Raw genomic sequence first — 17,279 nt, 5'->3', positions numbered from 1 at the left:
AGGTATGCCAGTGGCGGGGTGAGGTCGGCGCCTGCGGCTGGTCTTACAAGCCGGTCCCGGGAGGCTTCGGGGCACCGCCCTGGGGGTACTACGGCCCCTGCGCGAGGAGCATCGCTGGGAGGCGCGACGGGAAAGGTTCTGTCATCCGAAACGCGACAAGGCCGGCATCGGACCGACAAGCGGAAACCGCTTTTCGGGACCATCCGATGCACGAGACAAAGCGGAGCGGCGCGCGCTCCGTGCCGAACTGGCGTCGAGGCGAGCGGGACCGGAACCGGAGAGCCATAGAAGCGCGGCCCGGAGTCTGAGAGAACGCCGATGAGCGGAGCGCCACGGGGCGTGCGGAAGGTGGCTCAATCCTTCCGCGCCGCATCCTGGCTCAATGGAAGCGGCCCGATACCCCGCGCCTCGCGGCGCTCCGCTGCCCCTCCTTGCGAACGCCCGCGTGAAAACGCGGGCGGGCGAAGGCATGCGCGTCAATGCGGGCCGGATAAGGCTCCGGAGCCTCCTGTCCGAAGATGCCCGGGCCAAGCCCGGGCATGACGCGAGACGGGGCGACGAGGAACGGGGAGCAGGATCATGACGTGGGAATCCTCGCAGACGCCCGAGCAGGCGCAGTGGGAAGCCGACTACAAGCGGCAGCGCGCCCGCCAGCACCGCATGATCGTCGATGCGCTCAAGGTCTGGTCCTTCTGCCAGCACAAGGCCTGTCGCCGCGGCGGCACCTGCCACAACCCCGATCCGGGCGCCTGCATGCGCGACTTCTTCGCCGCGATGCCCGAGACCGACAAGCAATATCTCCGTCTCGCGATGACGGCGCGCAGCGCCGGGCTCGGCCCCGAGGAGGCCGACCGCGAGGCGCGGCGGCGTCTCGACGCGGACGAGCAGGCGAGAACGAAAACCCCGCAGCCGGCGCCACCGCCCGCATCCACGCCGCCGGCGGCCGTCAAGGCGAAGCGCGCCGCGCGGCCGCGGCCGCCTTGCGACGAGGCCGCGCATGCCGCGCAGGTGCGGCAGGCGCGGGATGCCGAGCGCGACGGCGCGTTTCTGTCGCGGCCGGGGCGGGCGCTCAGCCCGGCTCGCCGGCGATGACGCCCTTGCGCAGCAGGAAGCAGCCATAGGGGCGGGGATCGCCGACCTGCACCACCGCGAAGGCGCGCCGCGCCGCCTCGTAGAAGGCGAAGCGCTCGATGCCCGCCAGCGGTTCGGAGCGGCCGAGCGCCGCGTCGATCTCGGCCTGCACGGCGCGCTGCACCTCGGGAAGCGCCGCCGCATCCCCCACCACCTCCATGCGCCGGAGCGGCTCCGGCTCGAAATCGTCGATCGGCAGCACCGAGAGGACGRCGCGCGCGGCGCGCTGCATCGTCAGGCCGGGCAGGCGGATCAGCCTGCCGCTCGTGGTGGCGCTGGCGATGGTTTCGGCCGGGTGGTTGGCGTCGACCAAAGCGAGGTCGTCGCCATGGCCCATGGCGGCGAGCACCCAGAGCAGATCGGCGGAGAGCACGGGATCGAGGTTCTTCAGCATGGGCGGCGGCCCCTGTTCGTCAGATAGATGCGGGCGGCGTTGCCGCCGAAGAGCGCGGCGCGCTCCGGTTCGGAGAGCGTGGCGGTGAGCCGCTCGGCGGCGGCGCGCCATTGGCCATAGGAGGCGGCGAGCGTCGCGACCGGCCAGTCGCTGCCCCAGAGCAGGCGCTCCGGGCCGAAGCAGGCGAGGAGATGCGCGACGGCCGGTGCCAGCGCCGCGTCGGTCCAGCCCGGCCCGGCTTCGGTGACGAGGCCGGAGAGCTTGCAGGCGGTGTTCGGCCGGGCCGCCAGCGCCGCTATGCCGCCGCGCCAGTCGGAGAGGTCGGCGCCGGCGAGATCCGGCTTGGCGCCGTGGTCGATGACGACGGGCAGTTCCGTCTCGCGCTCCAGCAGGGTGAGGAGGGCCGGGATCTGCGGCGGCTTGACCAGCGCGTCGAAGACGAGGCCGTGCTGCTTCAGCGCCGCGAAGGCGGGGGCGAGCTCGGGCCGCGCGAGCCAGTGCGGATCGGCAATGTCCTGCACCATCGGGCGCAGGCCCACCAGCAGTGGGTCCGCCGCCAGCGCGGCGATGCGGGCGGGGGCATCCGGCGCCTCGAAATCCGCCCAGCCGACCACCCCGGCGACGAAGGGGGTGGCGGCGGCGAGGTCGAGCAGGAAGCGCGTCTCGGCTTCGGTCGGTGCGGCCTGGACCAGGATGGTGGAGGCGATGTCGTGTTCGGCAAGATGCGGAGCAAGGTCGGCGGGCTCGAAATCGCGGTAGATCGGCTTCAGGGCTGGCGTCAGCCAGCCATAGTCGCCACGGGCGAGCCGCCAGAAATGCTGGTGGGAATCGATGCGGGGCGGGCTCGTCACGGGGCGGCTCTCGCGGATTCAAGCGGATGCACGGGGCGGTATGACGACACTATGTGCACGCCAACATGTTAGCTTGCAACCGGCCTGAAAGAAGAATAGCGTCCTGCCCGATCGCGGAAGATCGAGGCGATATCCGCCTCATGCTCCGCGCGACATCAAAGGCCCGAAACGGGCCGTATTCAAGTCCTGGGGAGGACGCCGATGACCGACAGCATTCTCAAGCCGACCCGTCGTGTTCTGCTGGGTGGCGCGGCCGCCGCACTCGCCTCGCCGCTGGTGCTGCGGAAGGCGCAGGCGCAGGGAGCGTTCGACTGGAAGAAGTTCTCCGGCCAGTCGATCGACGTGCTGCTGGTCAAGAACCCGCGCTCCGACCTGATGCAGCAGGCGGAGAAGGAGTTCACCGAGCTCACCGGCATCAAGGTCTCGTCCGAGCAGGTGCCGGAGCAGCAGCAGCGCCAGAAGGCGGTGATCGAGTTCGCCTCGGGCAAGCCGAGCTTCGACGTCAGCGGCATCTCGCTCCATGTCCAGAAGCGCATGGCGGCCAAGGGCAAGTGGTTCGAGAACCTCGATCCCTACATCAAGAACGCCGCGCTGACCGCTCCGGATTTCGACTTCGCCGATTTCGGGGCCGGCCCGGTCGCCTATGCGCGGCAGGCCGACGGGGCGCTCGATACGATCCCGTTCTTCGTCGATTACTGGATGGTCTACTACAACAGGGAGCTCTTCGACGCGAAGGGCGTGGCCTACCCGAAGACGATGGAGGAGATGTTCACCGTCGCACAGAAGCTGCACGATCCCGCCAAGGGCATCGCCGGCTTCGTCTCGCGCGGCCTGAAGAACGCCAACGTCCCGGTCTGGACATCGCTGATGCTCGGACAGGGCATGGAGACGACCTCGCCGGAGGGCAAGCTGCTCACCGATACGCCGGAGGCGATCTGGGCGGCCGATCTCTATCGCAAGCTCAACAAGGAGACGGGTCCTGCCGGGCAGGTCGGCTTCAACTGGAACGAGTGCCAGACCACCTTCATGCAGGGCCGCGCCGCGATGTGGCTCGACGGCATCGGCTTTGCCACGCCGCTGGAGGACCCGTCGAAGTCGCGCATCGTCGGCAAGGTCGGCTATGGCGTGACGCCGCCTGGGCCGAAGGCACATCACGCCGGCATGTTCGCCGACGGCATGGGCATCTCGCGCGGCTCCTCGAAGAAGGAGGCAGCCTGGCTCTACCTCCAGTTCATGACCAACAAGAAGAACCAGATCGCGATGCTCAAGGCCGGCGCCGGCGCGCCCGGCCGTTCCTCGGCCTATCTCGACACCGAGACGATCCAGCAGTCGAAGTTCGGCAAGCAGTATTTCGAGTGCCTGCTCGCTTCGGCCAAGATCGCGCGGGCCGGCTTGCCGCAGATCGTCCCGGTGACCGAGTTCCGCGACGTCTTCGGCGTGGCGCTGACCAATGCGATCGGCGGGGCGGATGTCGCGGCCGAACTCAAGAAGGCGACCGAGACTTTCGCTCCGGTGCTCGCCAAGAGCGAGCAGGGGTGAGGGAACGCGCGACGCGGGAGGCGTCATGGTCGGGCTCGTCCCGACCATCGACGTCTTCCTGGATCGCGTACCGTGTTCAAGACGTGGATGCTCGCCGCAAGGGCGAGCATGACGATGGGTTCCCAACGAAGCAGAACGCATGACCAGCACGTCCCTGCCTGCCAGCATCGTCAGCACGACACCTGCGGCCAACGCAGCGGCCTCGGCGGATTTCACGCCGCGCTACTGGCTGTTCTCGCTGCCGGCCGTGCTGGTGATTGCTGCCGTGATCGTCTTCCCCTGGCTGTTCACGCTCTACATGTCCGGCCAGGACTGGAAGATCGGCGGCGGCGTGGAGTTCGTCGGCCTCGGCAATTTCGCCGAGCTGATGAAGGACCAGCGCTTCATCGAGTCGATGGGGCATACGCTGTATTTCACCGTACTGGCCGTGGTCCTGCCGATCGTGTTTGGCACGGCGGCGGCGCTGGTCTTCCACCGCGAGTTCCCGATGCGGGGCCTGCTGCGCACGATCTTCGTCATGCCGATGATGGCGACGCCGGTCGCGGTCGCGCTGGTCTGGACGATGATGTTCCATCCGCAGCTCGGCGTGCTGAACTACCTGCTCTCGCTCGTCGGCATCGGGCCGTCCGGCTGGGTCTACGAGCCGTCGACGGTGATCCCGACGCTGGTGATGGTCGAGGTCTGGCACTGGACGCCGCTGGTGATGCTGATCGTGCTCGGAGGATTGGCCGGGCTGCCGCGCGAGCCCTACGAGTCCGCGCTGATCGACGGCGCCAATGACTGGCACATGTTCCGGCACATCACGCTGCCGCTGGTCTGGCCCTTCATCATGGTGGCGATCGTGATCCGCACCATCGATGCGCTGAAGGCCTTCGACACGATCTTCGTGATCACGCAGGGCGGGCCGGGCACGGCGTCGGAGACGCTGAACATCTTCCTCTATCTGCAGGCCTTCCAGTTCTACAAGATCGGCTACGCCTCGGCCGTCGTGGTGATCTTCTTCGTCATCATCATCATGCTCTCGCTGCTGCTGCTCTATGCGCGGCAGAAGTCGAAGTGGAACGCGTGATGGGCCTGCTCCCGATCCAGAACGCGCGGTCATCCCGGGCGACCGCAGGGAGACCCGGGATCCATGCCGGAACGCTGGTCCTTCGAGGCTCAGGCATGGATCCCGGGTCTTCGCTTCGCCGCGCCCGGGATGACGGCGAGGGTGTCGTCGGCGGGGGGAGGAATCGCCCATGAACCGCACGCTCAAGAAAGTCGGCTTCTGGGCCTCGGTCTTCGTGCTGGTCTCGCCGGCTGTGCTGGTCTTCCTCTGGATGATCTCGCTGTCGCTCAAGAACGAGCTCGACAACACCGCCTTCCCGCCGATCTTCATCCCCAATCCGCCGACGCTGAAGAACTATGTCGACGTCTTCGCCCAGAACAATTTCGGGCTCTATCTCTGGAACTCGATCCTGGTCACGGGCGGTGCGGTGCTGCTCGGGCTGATCGTCGGCGTGCCGGCCGGCTACGGCATCGCGCGCGGCAAGGCGCATAAATTCGCGGTGCTGATCCTGGTCGCGCGGATGACGCCGGCCCTGTCCTACCTGATCCCGCTCTTCCTGTTGTTCCAGATCACGGGATTGGTGGGTTCGATCACGGCGCTGGTCATCACCCATCTCGTCATCACCATCCCGATCATCGTCTGGATCATGATCGGCTATTTCGAGAACGTGCCGATGGAGCTGGAGGATGCCTCGCGCATCGACGGCGCGACGAGCTGGCAGGCCTTCCGCCATGTCGCGCTGCCCCTGGCGAAGCCCGGTATCGTCGTCGGCGGCATCCTCGCCTTCATCTTCTCCTGGAACAATTTCATCTTCTCGGTGGTGCTCGGCGGTAAGGGGAGCCGGACGCTGCCTTCGGCCGTCTACAATTCGCTGACCTTCGAGCAGATCTCCTGGGGGCCGCTGGCGGCAGCGGCGCTGCTGGTCACGCTTCCCGTGCTGATGGTCACCGTGATCGCGCAGCGCCAGATCGTCGCCGGACTTTCGGCCGGGGGCCTCAAGGACGGTTAACTTCGAGGATCGCTTGTGGGCGGTTCTGTCTTCATACTAACATGTCAGTCACCATTCAGCTCTGAAAGTCCCTCACATGGCCACCGACAAGAACCGCTTCGGCCTCTCCTGCGCGATCACGACCCCGATGCGGGAGGGGGGCGCCGTCGACCTGCCGCGCCTCGTCCATCATGCCCGCCATGTCCTGGCTCGTGGCTGCGACTCCGTCACGCTGTTCGGCACGACGGGCGAGGGTGCGGCGCTCGGGCTGCCGGCGCGGACGGCGATGATGGGAGCGCTGATCGGGGCGGGGATCGATCCTGCCAAGCAGATTTATGCCGGCATCGCGGCGGCCTCGTTGCATGAGGCGGTGGAGCAGGCGCAACTGGCGCTCGATGCCGGGGCGAAGGGTTTGCTCGTCGCGCCGCCCTTCTACTTCAAGGGCGTCAGCGACGACGGGCTTTATGCCTGGTTCTCGCAGTTCTTCGAGAAGCTCGGCCCCTCCGCGCGCAACGTCGTGCTCTATCACATCCCGTCGGTGACGGCGGTGGATATCAGCGTCGGGCTGGTGCAGCGGCTGAAGACCGCGTTCCCCGGGCTCGTCGTCGGCGTCAAGGATTCGTCCGGCAGCTATGCCAACACCGAGGCGCTGCTCAAGGCGCATGGCGAACTCGCCATTCTCGTCGGCGACGAGCGCCAGCTCGCCAAGGCGGTGCGCAACGGCGCCGAGGGTACGATCTGCGGCGTCGCCAATCTGGTGCCGGAGCTGCTGCGCCCGATGGTCTACGAGGGCAAGGACAGCCCGGTGGTGAACGCTCTCGTCGACGAGATCTGCTCGCATCCCGTGCTGGCGGCGGTGAAGGCGCTGGTCGGCCATATCCATGGCGATCCCGGCTATGGCGCGATGCGCCCGCCGCTGGAAGCGCTGGACGAGGCGACCCGCAAGCGGCTCTTTGCAGCTTTCGATTCGATCACCCAGGCCAAGGCCGCCTGAGAAGGACGCCGGAAGGAGGGACCGTGAGCCAGCCGGAGCAGGAACCGCGCGAGGGCGAACCGCTGAAGCTGAGGGAGCGCGCCTATGCCTCCTTCACCGAGCGATTGCTGGCGCGCGAGATCAAGCCCGGCCAGTTCGTGACCCAGCGCGAGCTCGTGGCGATGACGGGCTTTCCGCTCGGCGCGATCCGCGAGCTGATCCCGCGGCTGGAGGCGGAGGGACTGATCAAGACCGTGCCGCAGCGCGGCATGCAGGTCGCCCATGTCGACCTCAATCTGATCCGCAACGCCTTCCAGTTCCGCCTCTTCCTCGAGAAGGAGGCGACGGCGCTCTACGCCCGGAACGCCACTGACGCCGAGATCGCCGTGCAGCGCGCGCGACACGAGGCGATCGTGGCCCGGGCGCAGGCCGGCGGCGACGAGCGGCTGATCGAGGACGCGGAGGAGGTCGACCGGCTGATGCATGAGGCGATCATCGATCACCTCGACAACGAGATCGTCAGCCAGGCCTTCCGCGTCACCTGGCTGAAGATCCGGCTGATCCGGCAATACGAGACGCGCATCCACAACAGCATCATCGTGCCGGTGATGCAGGACCATCTCGCCATCATCGCGGCGATCGAGACGCGCGATCCCAATCGCGCGGCCGAGGCGATGGCGGCTCATATCGGCAACGCCCGCACACGGGCGATGCAATACTGACGACAGCAGCACGACGAGCCGGAGAACCGGCCGCGATCAGGGAGGAGCCGTCATCGACATCCACAGCCCTTATCCTGAGGAGCCGCGAAGCGGCGTCTCGAAGGATGATCCGGGAGGCTCCGGAACCATCTGGAGCAGCCTTCGAGACGCAGCCTTCGGCTGCTCCTCAGGATGAGGGTTGTGGTGGCCGGTGCGGCCCGAAACAGGGAGGGAACGACAATGGTGAAACTGACGAAGCGCAGCTTCCTGCAGGGTTCGGCCGCTGCAGGCGCAACTGTCTTCGCGCCCGGCATCCTGCGGGCGCAGCAATTGGTGTTGCGCTGGGCCGATGGCCAGCCGGCGACCCACCCCTCGCCGCAGAGCGCGGTGAAGGCCGGCGCCGAGATCAAGGAAAAGACCGGCGGGCGCGTCGAGATCCAGTCCTTTCCCAACGGGCAGCTCGGCTCCTCGCGCGACATGGTCGAATCCGTCGCGAGCGGCGCCCTGACGATGGTGACCGAGGGCGCCGCGCAACTCGGCCAGTTCGTGCCGCAGCTCTCGATCATCGAGGCGCCCTATATCTGGAAAGATGCGGCGCACATGACGCGCGCGCTGAAGTCGCCGCTGATCGACGAGCTCAACAAGGCGCTGGTCGAGAAGCGCGGCATGCGGATGATCGGCGTCAACTATTACGGCGTGCGCCATCTCACCAGTGGCAAGAAGCCGATCAACTCGGTCGAGGACATGAAGGGCTTCAAGCTGCGCGTGCCGGAGGTCGACACCTTCCGCGCCATGGCGGAAGCCTGGGGTGCACGGCCGACGCCGCTCAACTTCTCGGAGCTCTATCTCGCGCTCTCGCAAGGGGCGGTCGACGGGCAGGAGAATCCCCTGCCGACCATCGCCTCGGCCAAGCTGGCGGAGGTCCAGAAATACCTCGTGCTGACCGCGCATATCATCACGCCGCGGCTCGTGATCGTGAACGAGGCGGCCTGGCAGAAGATCCCGCAGGCCGACCGCGACATCGTCGTGGCCGCCGTCGACAAGGCCGCGACCTGGCAGGACAACGAGATCCTGGAGCAGGAGAAGAGCCTGGCCGACAGCATGGCCAAGGGGGGCATGACGGTGACGAAGCCCGACAACGAGGCCTTCCGCAAGCCGGTGCTGGCGAGCGTGCCGGCGAAGTTCGAGAGCAAATGGGGCAAGGGGCTCTGGGACCGCATCCAGGCGCTGTGAAGGCGTTACCCGGAACCACGCGAGTCATCCCGGACAAGCGGCTTTAGCCGCGCAGATCCGGGATCCATGCCGGAACTTCCACCGGAAATGCTCAGGGATGGATCCCGGGTCTCCGCTTCGCTGCGCCCGGGATGACGCGCGTTTGATCTCCACTGTCGCAAAGGCATCCGCATGACGCGCTGGTCCAGGCTTTTCGACCGCCTGATGGAGGTGATCGCGGCGATCCTCATCGTGGCGCTGCTCGTCGTCGTCACGCTCGGCATCGTCACGCGCGCGCTCGGCGAGCCGCTGATCTGGACCGACGAGGTCTCGCGCTTCCTGATGCTGTGGGTCGCGGTGACAGGGTGGATTCTGGCGAGCCGGCGGCGCGCCCATATCCGCATCCGCTTCTTCCACGACATGCTGCCCGCGCGCAGCTGGCGCTCGGCCGAGGCGATCATGCAGCTCGCGATGATCGTCTTCGGCGGGCTGACCGTCTGGTACGGCGTGCATCTCGTCGAGGCCAACCACGATCTCGAAGCGACGACCGTGCCGCTCTCGATGGGGCTGCTCTACGCGCCGATGGTGCTGGCCGGGATCGTGACGGCGCTGCAGGGGCTCAGCGAATTCGTCGGCAACCTGCGCAACTGGCGGAACTCGCCCCATCCGCCGGTCGCGGTGACGCTGCAGGAGCCGGCGGAATGAGCGCGCTGATCTTCAAGATCTCGGCCGTCTGGCTGCTCTCGATCCTGGCCGGCTTCCCGCTCTTCGCCTCGATGGGGCTGGCCGCCTTCGCCTTCGTGCTGATCGGCGACTTCTCGGCCTCGATCGTGCCGCAGAAGATGGCGCAGGCGATGAACTCCTTCCCGATCGTCGCGGCGCCGCTCTTCATCCTGATGGGCAACATCCTCGCGGCGGCGCGCATCACCGACCGCATCGTCGAATTCGCGACGGCGGTGATCGGCTGGCTGCGCGGCGGCTATGCCCACGCCTCGATCATGACCAGCATGATCTTCGCCGGCATGGTCGGCTCGGCGGTGGCCGATGCCGCGGGCTCGGGCGCCATCGAGATCCGGGCCATGCGCAAAGCCGGCTATCGGCCGGAGACGGCGGCGGCGATCACCGCTGCGGCGGCGACGATCGGGCCGATCATCCCGCCTTCGCTGCCGATGGTGATCTACGGCGTGACGGCGGACGTCTCGATCGGACGGCTCTTCATCGGCGGTGTCATTCCCGGCGTGCTGATGGGGCTGTCGCTGATGGTCATGGTCGCGATGATCGCCAAGCGCCAAGGCTTCCGGAAGGAGAAGTTCAAGGGCTTTCGCGAGATCGGCCGGACCTTCTTCAGTGGCTTCTTCGCGCTGATGACCCCGCCGCTGATCCTGGGCGGCATGTTCTCCGGCATCTTCACGCCGACGGAGGCCGCGGCCGTCGCCTGCCTCTACGCCCTCTTCCTCGGCTTCTTCGTCTACCGCACGCTGGAAGTGAAGCAGCTCTGGCCGATCCTGATCGACACGGTCGAGACCATGGGGCTCGTCGCCGTGCTGGTGATGGCGGCGGGTGCGCTCGGCTGGTGCATGTCGATCTCGCGCGTGCCGCAGACGCTGACGCCGCTGATCGTCGAGACGATCCAGAACCCGCTCGTCTTCCTGCTCGTCTGCAATCTCATCCTGCTCGTCGTCGGCTGCTTCATGGAGGCGCTGGCCGCGATGCTGATCCTGATCCCGATCCTGGTGCCGGCTGCGAACAGCTTCGGCATCGATCCGGTGCAGTTCGGCATCATCATGATCCTGAACCTGATCCTGGGGACGATCCATCCGCCGATCGGCGTGGTGCTCTTCGTGGTGACGCGCATCGCCAATGTCTCGTTCGAGACGATGTCGAAGGCGATCCTCCCCTGGCTCATACCGCTGCTGGTCGTGCTTGCCGCGATCACGCTCTGGCCGCCGCTGACGACCTGGCTGCCGAACCAGGTGATGGGGCCGTGAGGGCGCAACAGCCGGGAGCCTGATGACTTTGAGCGGGAACCGCGTCGTCATCCCGGGCTTGACCCGGGATCCATGCCGGAGCGCTGCCGATCAGGGTTCAGGCACGGATCCCGGATCTCCGCTTCGCTCCGTCCGGGATGACTTCCGCGTTCCGCGGATCACGCCAGGCTTTACCGGCTCTCCGGCTCGCCGCCATGGTGGAGATAGCGGCCGACGGGGATGACGATCTCCTCGTCCAGCTTGCCGATCGCGGCCTCGTCCTTGTCCGCGTAAGGGATCGCCTTCAGCACATGGCGGATCGCGTTGAGCCTTGCGCGCAGCTTGTCGTTGCTGCGCACGACATGCCAGGGCGCGGCTTCGGTCGAGGTCCGGCCGAGCATCGCGTCGAAGGCGCGCGAATAGTCGTCGAAGCGCGGGATGGCCTCGAAGTCGATCGGCGAGAGCTTCCAGCGCTTGAGCGGATCGTGCCAGCGCGCGTGCAGGCGGGTCATCTGCATCTCGCGGCCAATGGTCAGGAACAGCTTGATCAGGCGGATGCCGTCGCGCGCCAGCATGCCCTCGAAGACGGGGGCCTCGTGCAGAAAGCTCTCGGTCTCGTCCGGCGTGCAGAAACCCATGACGCGCTCGACACCCGCCCGGTTGTACCAGGAGCGGTCGAAGAAGACGAGTTCGCCGGCCGTCGGCATCTCGCTGGCATAGCGCTGGAAATACCATTGGCCCTTCTCGGTGTCGGAGGGCTTCGGCAGCGCGACAGTGCGAGCCTGGCGCGGATTGAGATGCTGGGTGAAGCGGCCGATGGTGCCGCCCTTGCCGGCGCCGTCGCGGCCTTCGAAGACGATGACGATGCGCTCGCCATGCTTGGAGGCCCAGCGCGTCAGCTTCTGCAACTCGATCTGGAGCAGCTCGAGCTCGCGATTGTAGCGCTTGCGCTTCATCCGCTTGCCGTAGGGATAGTCGCCGCTGTGATAGGCGGCATCGATGATGGCTTCCGGCAGCGTGTCGGCCTCGATGTCGAAACCCTTGAGCTTGGGGGACACGGGACGGGCCTTCGCCGGCTTGGCGCTCTCGCCCGCGGACAGCGCGATCGGCGCGTTGGCGTTCGAACCCGAGAATTTCTTTGCCATCGCTGCCTCCTCTTCGGGCAAAGCCTAGCCGGCTGACGTGCGGAAGGGAATTGACGCCTTTCCTTCTTCCGCCCAGGAAGGGCAGGCCGGCTGGTGCCGGCTCGTTCCGAGCGCTCCATGGCCGACATTGCCCCTTCCTCTTCCGCGACGATGCGGACCATGATCGAGGCGCTCGGCGTCCCCGTGGTGCTGCTCGACGAACAGGGCATCGCCCAGGCGCTCAGCCCTGCGATGCGCGCGCTTGTTCCGGGGCTCGAGATCGGCAAATTCCTGGCGCTCGTGCTGCGCGATCCCGATCTCAACGATGCGATCGAGCAGGTCGCGCATGAGGGCGGGCGCGACACCGTCGAGCTCGTCGAACGGGTGCCGTTCGAGCGTGCCTTCCGCATCCACATCGCGGCGCTGGGCGGCGGACGGCGGCGGCCGACGCTGCTCACCTTCCAGGACCTCAGCGAGCAGCGGGTGATCGAGCGGATGCGCGTCGATTTCGTCGCCAATGCCAGCCATGAGCTGCGCACGCCGCTGGCCTCGCTGCTCGGCTTCGTCGAGACGTTGCAGGGGCCGGCGCGCAACGACGAGCGCGCGCGGGAGCGCTTCCTCGGCATCATGCGCGAGCAGGGGCTGCGCATGGCGCGTCTCGTCGACGATCTTCTCTCGCTCTCGCGTATCGAGCAGCGCGCTCACGTCGCGCCCGACACGCCGGTCGATCTCGCCGGCATCGCGCGCGAAATCGTCGACTCGCTCACATTGATGGCGCGCGAGCGCGAGGTCACACTGGCGCTCACCACGCCGCGCGAGCCGCTGCTGGTCCCCGGCGACCGCGACGAATTGCTGCGGCTGATGGAGAACCTCGTCGAGAACGCCATCAAATACGGCAAGCAGGGCGGCGAGGTGAAGATCACCGTCGAGGCCGGCGAGGATGAGGCCAGCTTCCACGTTCGCGACGATGGGCCGGGGATTGCGCCGGAGCATCTGCCGCGCCTGACCGAGCGCTTCTACCGTGTCGACACCGCCGCCAGCCGCGAGGCGGGCGGCACGGGCCTGGGGCTGGCTATCGTCAAGCACATCGTGCTGCGCCATCGCGGCAGGCTGACGATCGAAAGCAAGCCGGGCGAGGGGGCGACCTTCAAGGCGATCCTGCCGCGTTTCGAGGCCCAGCGCGCAGGCCGCTGAGCCGCCGCTTCAACGGCTTTGTGACAGTTTTCATGACGACGTGTCATCCGGCTGTCATATAGGGGGTGTTCTGACAGGGGAGCTGTCAACAGCGACCCAGAGAGGACATCTCAATGCGCAAGATTCTCGTTCTCGCGGCCGTAGCCGTCGGGATCGCCGGTTCCGCCCAGGCTGCCGACATCACCGGCGCCGGCGCGACCTTCCCCTTCCCGATCTATTCGAAATGGGCCGAGGCCTACAAGAAGGACACCGGCACGGGCCTGAACTACCAGTCGATCGGCTCGGGCGGCGGCATCCGCCAGATCAAGGCGAAGACCGTCGCCTTCGGCGCGACCGACGCTCCGCTCAAGGGCGAGGACCTCAGCAAGGACGGCCTGATCCAGTTCCCGACCGTGATGGGCGGCGTCGTTCCGGCCGTGAACATCGCCGGCGTCGAGCCGGGCAAGCTCAAGCTCTCGGGCGACATCATCGCGCAGATCTATCTGGGTGACATCAAGAAGTGGAACGACCCGAAGATCGTGGCGCTCAACGCCGGTCTCGCCCTGCCGGACGCCAACATCAACCCGGTCTACCGCTCTGACGGCTCGGGCACGACCTTCGTGTTCACCGACTACCTCTCCAAGGTCTCGGCCGACTGGAAGTCCAAGATCGGCGCCAACCAGTCGGTCCAGTGGCCGGTCGGCATCGGCGGCAAGGGCAACGAAGGCGTCTCCGCCTCGGTCAAGCAGGTCGCCAATTCGATCGGCTATGTCGAGTACGCCTATGCCAAGCAGAACAAGCTCGCCCACGCCCTGGTGAAGAACGCCGACGGCAACTTCCCGGCTCCTGAGGAGAAGGCCTTCCAGGCAGCCGCCGCCAATGCCAACTGGCAGGAGCAGCCGGGCTTCGGCATCTCGCTCAACAACCAGAAGGGCGCGGATGCCTGGCCGATCACCTCGGCGACCTTCATCCTGGTCCATGCCAAGCCGGAGAAGCCGGAAGAGGTGCAGGCCGCGCTGAAGTTCTTCGACTGGGCCTACAAGAGCGGCGACAAGCTGGCGAGCGAGCTCGATTACGTCGCCCTGCCGTCGACCGTGAAGGATCAGGTCCGCAACGCCTGGAAGGGCGTGACCGACACCGCCGGCAAGCCGATCTTCTGATCGCTGCCAGCGACAAGGTGAGGCGGGCCAGTCCCGCCTCACCGATACATGCAGCCCTCATCCTGAGGAGCCGCGGTATGCGGCGTCTCGAAGGATGATCCAGAGCGCGCTGGAGCCTCCTTCGGGACGCTCCTGCGGAGCGCTCCTCAGGATGAGGGCTGAGGTTGATCGGAGTCGGGTGACCGGCTGCAGGCAACCTCTGCCACGACACCGGAGCCTCCGCGGATGACCGCAGCAACCGACATGACGAGCATCCCCGGCGCGAGGCCGGCCGCCCGCAAGACGCCGAAGGCGGGCTTCGACCTCTTCTTCCGCAATGCCAGCTTCGCGGCGGCGCTGCTCGTGCTGGTGCTGCTCGCCGGCATCATGATCTCGATGATCATCGGCGGCTGGCCGGCCTTCCGCGAGTTCGGCCTCGGTTTCATCACCTCCAGCGTCTGGGATACGCAGAACGAGCAGTACGGCGCCTGGCCGGCCATCGTCGGCACGCTTTCGACGGCGTTGATCGCGCTGGCGATCGGCGTGCCGCTTTCGCTCGGCATCGCGATCTACCTGACCCAACTGGCGCCGGGCTGGTTCAAGAAACCGGTCGCCACCGCGATCGAGCTGCTCGCCGCCGTGCCCTCGATCATTTACGGCATGTGGGGCCTGTTCGTCTTCGTGCCGCTCTTCGCGGCCTATGTGCAGATCCCGCTCTCAAACATCGTCGAGGGCATGCCGGTCGTCGGCACCATCCTCTATTCACGCTCGCCCTCGGGCCTCGGCATCTTCACCGCCGGCCTGATCCTGGCCTTCATGATCGTGCCGTTCATCGCATCGATCACCCGCGACATGCTGGAGCAGATCCCCTCGGTGCTGCGCGAGAGCGCCTACGGCATCGGGGCGACGACCTGGGAGGTCGTGCGCCACGTGCTGGTGCCGCAGGCCGGCGTCTCGATCATCGGCGCGATCATGCTCGGCCTCGGCCGCGCGCTCGGCGAAACGATGGCCGTCACCTTCGTCGTCGGCAACGCCAACCGCCTGTCGGCCTCGATCCTCGATCCCGGCTCGACCATCGCCTCGCGCATCGCCAACGAATTCAACGAGGCGATGGGCCTGCAGCTCAACGCGCTGATCGCGCTGGGCTGCATCCTGTTCTTCGTCACCTTCGTCGTCCTCGTCATCGCGCGGCTGCTGGTCGCCCGCGTCAAGCGCTACTGAGGTCTTTCGTTCATGACCATGACGACCACGCCCCGCGAGCTGCCGCACACCCCCTGGGGGCGCGTGCGCCAGTCCCGCCGCACCGCCGACCGGCTGATGAAGATCATCGCGACCGGCTTCACCTTCTGCGCCATCTTCGTGCTGTTCTGGATCCTCGGCATGCTGCTGGTGAAGGGTATCGGCGGCCTCTCGCTCGCCACCTTCACCGCGGTCACCCCCGGCCCGGGCACGGAAGGCGGCGGCCTCGCCAACGCCATCGTCGGCTCCTTCGTGCTGACCTTCCTCGGCATTGCCATCGCAACCCCGATCGGGGTTCTCGCGGGCACCTGGCTCGCCGAATACGGCAGGGGTTCCAAGCTCGCGCACCTGATCCGCTTCATCAACGACATCCTGCTCTCGGCGCCGTCGATCCTGATCGGCCTGTTCGTCTACGTCATCCTGGTCGAGCCCTTCCGCGGCTATTCCGGCTGGGCCGGCGGCGTCGCGCTCGGCATCATCGCGATCCCGGTCATCGTGCGCACCACCGAGGACATGCTGAACCTCGTCCCCGGCCCGCTGCGCGAGGCGGGGGCCGCGCTGGGCGCGCCGCCTTCGGTCGTCATCACCTCCGTGACCTGGCGTGCGGCGAAGGCCGGCATGATGACGGGCATCCTGCTGGCGCTCGCCCGCATCGCCGGCGAGACGGCGCCGCTGCTCTTCACGGCTCTGAACAACAATTTCTGGTTCTCGCCCTCGCTCGCCGGCGGCGTCTCGAACCTGCCCGTCACGATCTATCAGTTCGCCTCCGCTCCCTACGAGAACTGGCAGCAGCTCGCCTGGGCGGGATCGCTGATCATCACGGTCTCGATCCTGCTGCTTTCGCTCATTGCCCGCCGCGTCGTCGCTGGCGGCAAATAAGACTTGAATCCAACCCGGTCGCGCCCGACCTTGAGGACCATGTCGATGCTTTCGACCCTTGAACTCTCCCCGCAGACGCTCGATGCCGAGGCGCCCGTCCGGATCGCGGTGAAGAACCTCGATTTCTACTACGGCGAGCACAGGGCGCTGAAGAACATCAATCTCGATTTCCGCGACCGGCACGTCACCGCGCTGATCGGCCCGTCCGGCTGCGGCAAGTCGACCCTGCTGCGCATCTTCAACCGCATCTACTCGCTCTATCCCGAGCAGAAGGCCACCGGCGAGATCCTGCTCGACGGCCGCAACATCATCTCCAACGACGTCGACGTGAACGAGCTGCGCTCGCGCGTCGGCATGGTCTTCCAGAAGCCGACGCCCTTCCCGATGTCGATCTACGATAACGTCGCCTTCGGCATCCGCCTCTACGAGAAGCCGCCGAAGTCCGAGCTCGATGACCGTGTCGAGGGCGCGCTGCGCCGTGCCGCGCTGTGGGACGAGGTCAAGGACAAGCTGAAGAGTTCCGGCATGGGTCTCTCCGGCGGCCAGCAGCAGCGCCTGTGCATCGCCCGCACCATCGCGCAGAAGCCGGAAGTGATCCTGTTCGACGAGCCGACCTCCGCGCTCGACCCAATCTCGACCGGCAAGATCGAGGACCTGCTGGAACAGCTGAAGAGCGACTTCACGATCGCGATCGTGACGCACAACATGCAGCAAGCTGCACGCATCTCGCAGTACACCGCCTTCATGTATCTGGGCGAGGTCATCGAGTTCGCGCCGACCAACACCATCTTCATGAACCCGGCCAAGAAGCAGACGCAGGACTACGTCACCGGCCGGTTCGGCTGAGCCGCGGCAGAGTTCTTTGTTTGTCGCATTTTCTTCGCGCGAACCGGTCCGATTTCGCTTGAAAATGCTTTGAGG

At 66.8% G+C, this 17,279-nt stretch carries 17 protein-coding genes; 14 read left to right on the top strand and 3 right to left on the bottom strand.

Translation table 11 applies throughout. The annotated features are described in order from the left end of the window. The first annotated feature begins 579 nt into the window (after positions 1 to 579). A complete protein-coding gene (locus tag AB4Z10_RS24500) occupies positions 580 to 1,092 on the top strand; it encodes a hypothetical protein (protein WP_441473015.1) in 513 nt (170 codons plus the stop codon). Here AB4Z10_RS24500 and AB4Z10_RS24495 read toward each other — a convergent pair. Together AB4Z10_RS24495 and AB4Z10_RS24490 are read right to left on the bottom strand one after the other, a co-directional pair. Then, positions 1,070 to 1,525, bottom strand: coding sequence for an RbsD/FucU family protein (locus AB4Z10_RS24495; protein ID WP_441473014.1), 456 nt, complete (start codon positions 1,523 to 1,525; stop codon positions 1,070 to 1,072). The two genes, AB4Z10_RS24500 and AB4Z10_RS24495, sit on opposite strands and share 23 nt — an antisense overlap. Beyond that, positions 1,519 to 2,376 carry an amidohydrolase family protein gene (locus AB4Z10_RS24490; protein ID WP_441473013.1) on the bottom strand — a complete coding sequence of 286 codons (858 nt, stop codon included), beginning with the start codon at positions 2,374 to 2,376 and terminating at the stop codon, positions 1,519 to 1,521. The genes AB4Z10_RS24495 and AB4Z10_RS24490 overlap by 7 nt, the downstream gene beginning before the upstream one ends. A gap of 201 nt (positions 2,377 to 2,577) precedes the next feature. Here AB4Z10_RS24490 and AB4Z10_RS24485 point away from each other — a divergent pair, with 201 nt between their 5' ends. The 8 genes from AB4Z10_RS24485 to AB4Z10_RS24450 all read left to right on the top strand — a co-directional run bounded on the left by AB4Z10_RS24485 (position 2,578) and on the right by AB4Z10_RS24450 (position 10,825). Beyond that, on the top strand, positions 2,578 to 3,915 hold the full coding sequence (locus AB4Z10_RS24485; RefSeq protein WP_441473012.1) for an ABC transporter substrate-binding protein: 1,338 nt from the start codon (positions 2,578 to 2,580) through the stop codon (positions 3,913 to 3,915). 139 nt (positions 3,916 to 4,054) lie between these two features. Further along, positions 4,055 to 4,984 carry a carbohydrate ABC transporter permease gene (locus tag AB4Z10_RS24480; protein WP_441473011.1) on the top strand — a complete coding sequence of 310 codons (930 nt, stop codon included), beginning with the start codon at positions 4,055 to 4,057 and terminating at the stop codon, positions 4,982 to 4,984. Positions 4,985 to 5,153: 169 nt separating this feature from the next. Next, positions 5,154 to 5,972 carry a carbohydrate ABC transporter permease gene (locus AB4Z10_RS24475; RefSeq protein ID WP_441473010.1) on the top strand — a complete coding sequence of 273 codons (819 nt, stop codon included), beginning with the start codon at positions 5,154 to 5,156 and terminating at the stop codon, positions 5,970 to 5,972. A gap of 76 nt (positions 5,973 to 6,048) precedes the next feature. Next, entirely contained in the window at positions 6,049 to 6,945 is an 897-nt protein-coding gene (locus AB4Z10_RS24470; RefSeq protein ID WP_441473009.1) for a dihydrodipicolinate synthase family protein, read from the top strand. Positions 6,946 to 6,968: 23 nt separating this feature from the next. Further along, complete coding sequence (locus AB4Z10_RS24465; protein ID WP_441473008.1) at positions 6,969 to 7,646, top strand: GntR family transcriptional regulator; 678 nt, start codon at positions 6,969 to 6,971, stop codon at positions 7,644 to 7,646. A 219-nt stretch (positions 7,647 to 7,865) separates the two neighbouring features. Further along, the gene (locus AB4Z10_RS24460) at positions 7,866 to 8,858 is read left to right on the top strand and encodes a sialic acid TRAP transporter substrate-binding protein SiaP (protein ID WP_441473007.1); all 993 of its coding nucleotides are present in this window, start codon (positions 7,866 to 7,868) and stop codon (positions 8,856 to 8,858) included. Positions 8,859 to 9,029: 171 nt separating this feature from the next. Next, complete coding sequence (locus AB4Z10_RS24455) at positions 9,030 to 9,542, top strand: TRAP transporter small permease (protein WP_441473006.1); 513 nt, start codon at positions 9,030 to 9,032, stop codon at positions 9,540 to 9,542. Next, entirely contained in the window at positions 9,539 to 10,825 is a 1,287-nt protein-coding gene (locus tag AB4Z10_RS24450; RefSeq protein ID WP_441473005.1) for a TRAP transporter large permease, read from the top strand. The genes AB4Z10_RS24455 and AB4Z10_RS24450 overlap by 4 nt, the downstream gene beginning before the upstream one ends. A 170-nt stretch (positions 10,826 to 10,995) precedes the next feature. Here the strand turns inward: AB4Z10_RS24450 and ppk2 are convergent, their stop codons facing one another. Continuing rightward, positions 10,996 to 11,949 (bottom strand): polyphosphate kinase 2, encoded by a 954-nt coding sequence (gene ppk2, locus AB4Z10_RS24445; RefSeq protein ID WP_441473004.1) that lies wholly within the window; start codon positions 11,947 to 11,949, stop codon positions 10,996 to 10,998. Between the two features lie 117 nt (positions 11,950 to 12,066). On the opposite strand from ppk2, the gene AB4Z10_RS24440 reads away from it, so the two are divergent. The 5 genes from AB4Z10_RS24440 to pstB all read left to right on the top strand — a co-directional run bounded on the left by AB4Z10_RS24440 (position 12,067) and on the right by pstB (position 17,204). Beyond that, positions 12,067 to 13,122 (top strand): ATP-binding protein, encoded by a 1,056-nt coding sequence (locus tag AB4Z10_RS24440; protein WP_441473003.1) that lies wholly within the window; start codon positions 12,067 to 12,069, stop codon positions 13,120 to 13,122. A gap of 113 nt (positions 13,123 to 13,235) precedes the next feature. Further along, positions 13,236 to 14,261 carry a phosphate ABC transporter substrate-binding protein PstS gene (pstS, locus tag AB4Z10_RS24435; protein WP_441473002.1) on the top strand — a complete coding sequence of 342 codons (1,026 nt, stop codon included), beginning with the start codon at positions 13,236 to 13,238 and terminating at the stop codon, positions 14,259 to 14,261. 225 nt (positions 14,262 to 14,486) lie between these two features. After that, positions 14,487 to 15,461 (top strand): phosphate ABC transporter permease subunit PstC, encoded by a 975-nt coding sequence (gene pstC / locus AB4Z10_RS24430; protein WP_441473001.1) that lies wholly within the window; start codon positions 14,487 to 14,489, stop codon positions 15,459 to 15,461. Positions 15,462 to 15,473: 12 nt separating this feature from the next. Then, on the top strand, positions 15,474 to 16,358 hold the full coding sequence (gene pstA / locus AB4Z10_RS24425) for a phosphate ABC transporter permease PstA (protein ID WP_441473000.1): 885 nt from the start codon (positions 15,474 to 15,476) through the stop codon (positions 16,356 to 16,358). 39 nt (positions 16,359 to 16,397) lie between these two features. Next, the gene (gene pstB / locus AB4Z10_RS24420; RefSeq protein ID WP_441472999.1) at positions 16,398 to 17,204 is read left to right on the top strand and encodes a phosphate ABC transporter ATP-binding protein PstB; all 807 of its coding nucleotides are present in this window, start codon (positions 16,398 to 16,400) and stop codon (positions 17,202 to 17,204) included. The last annotated feature ends 75 nt before the right edge of the window (positions 17,205 to 17,279 follow it).

This window comes from Allobosea sp. RAF48, from assembly GCF_052114025.1.
GTDB lineage: Bacteria > Pseudomonadota > Alphaproteobacteria > Rhizobiales > Beijerinckiaceae > Allobosea.
The sequence above is the reverse complement of the archived record's forward strand: the minus strand, read 5'-3'. Positions and strand labels throughout refer to the sequence as shown.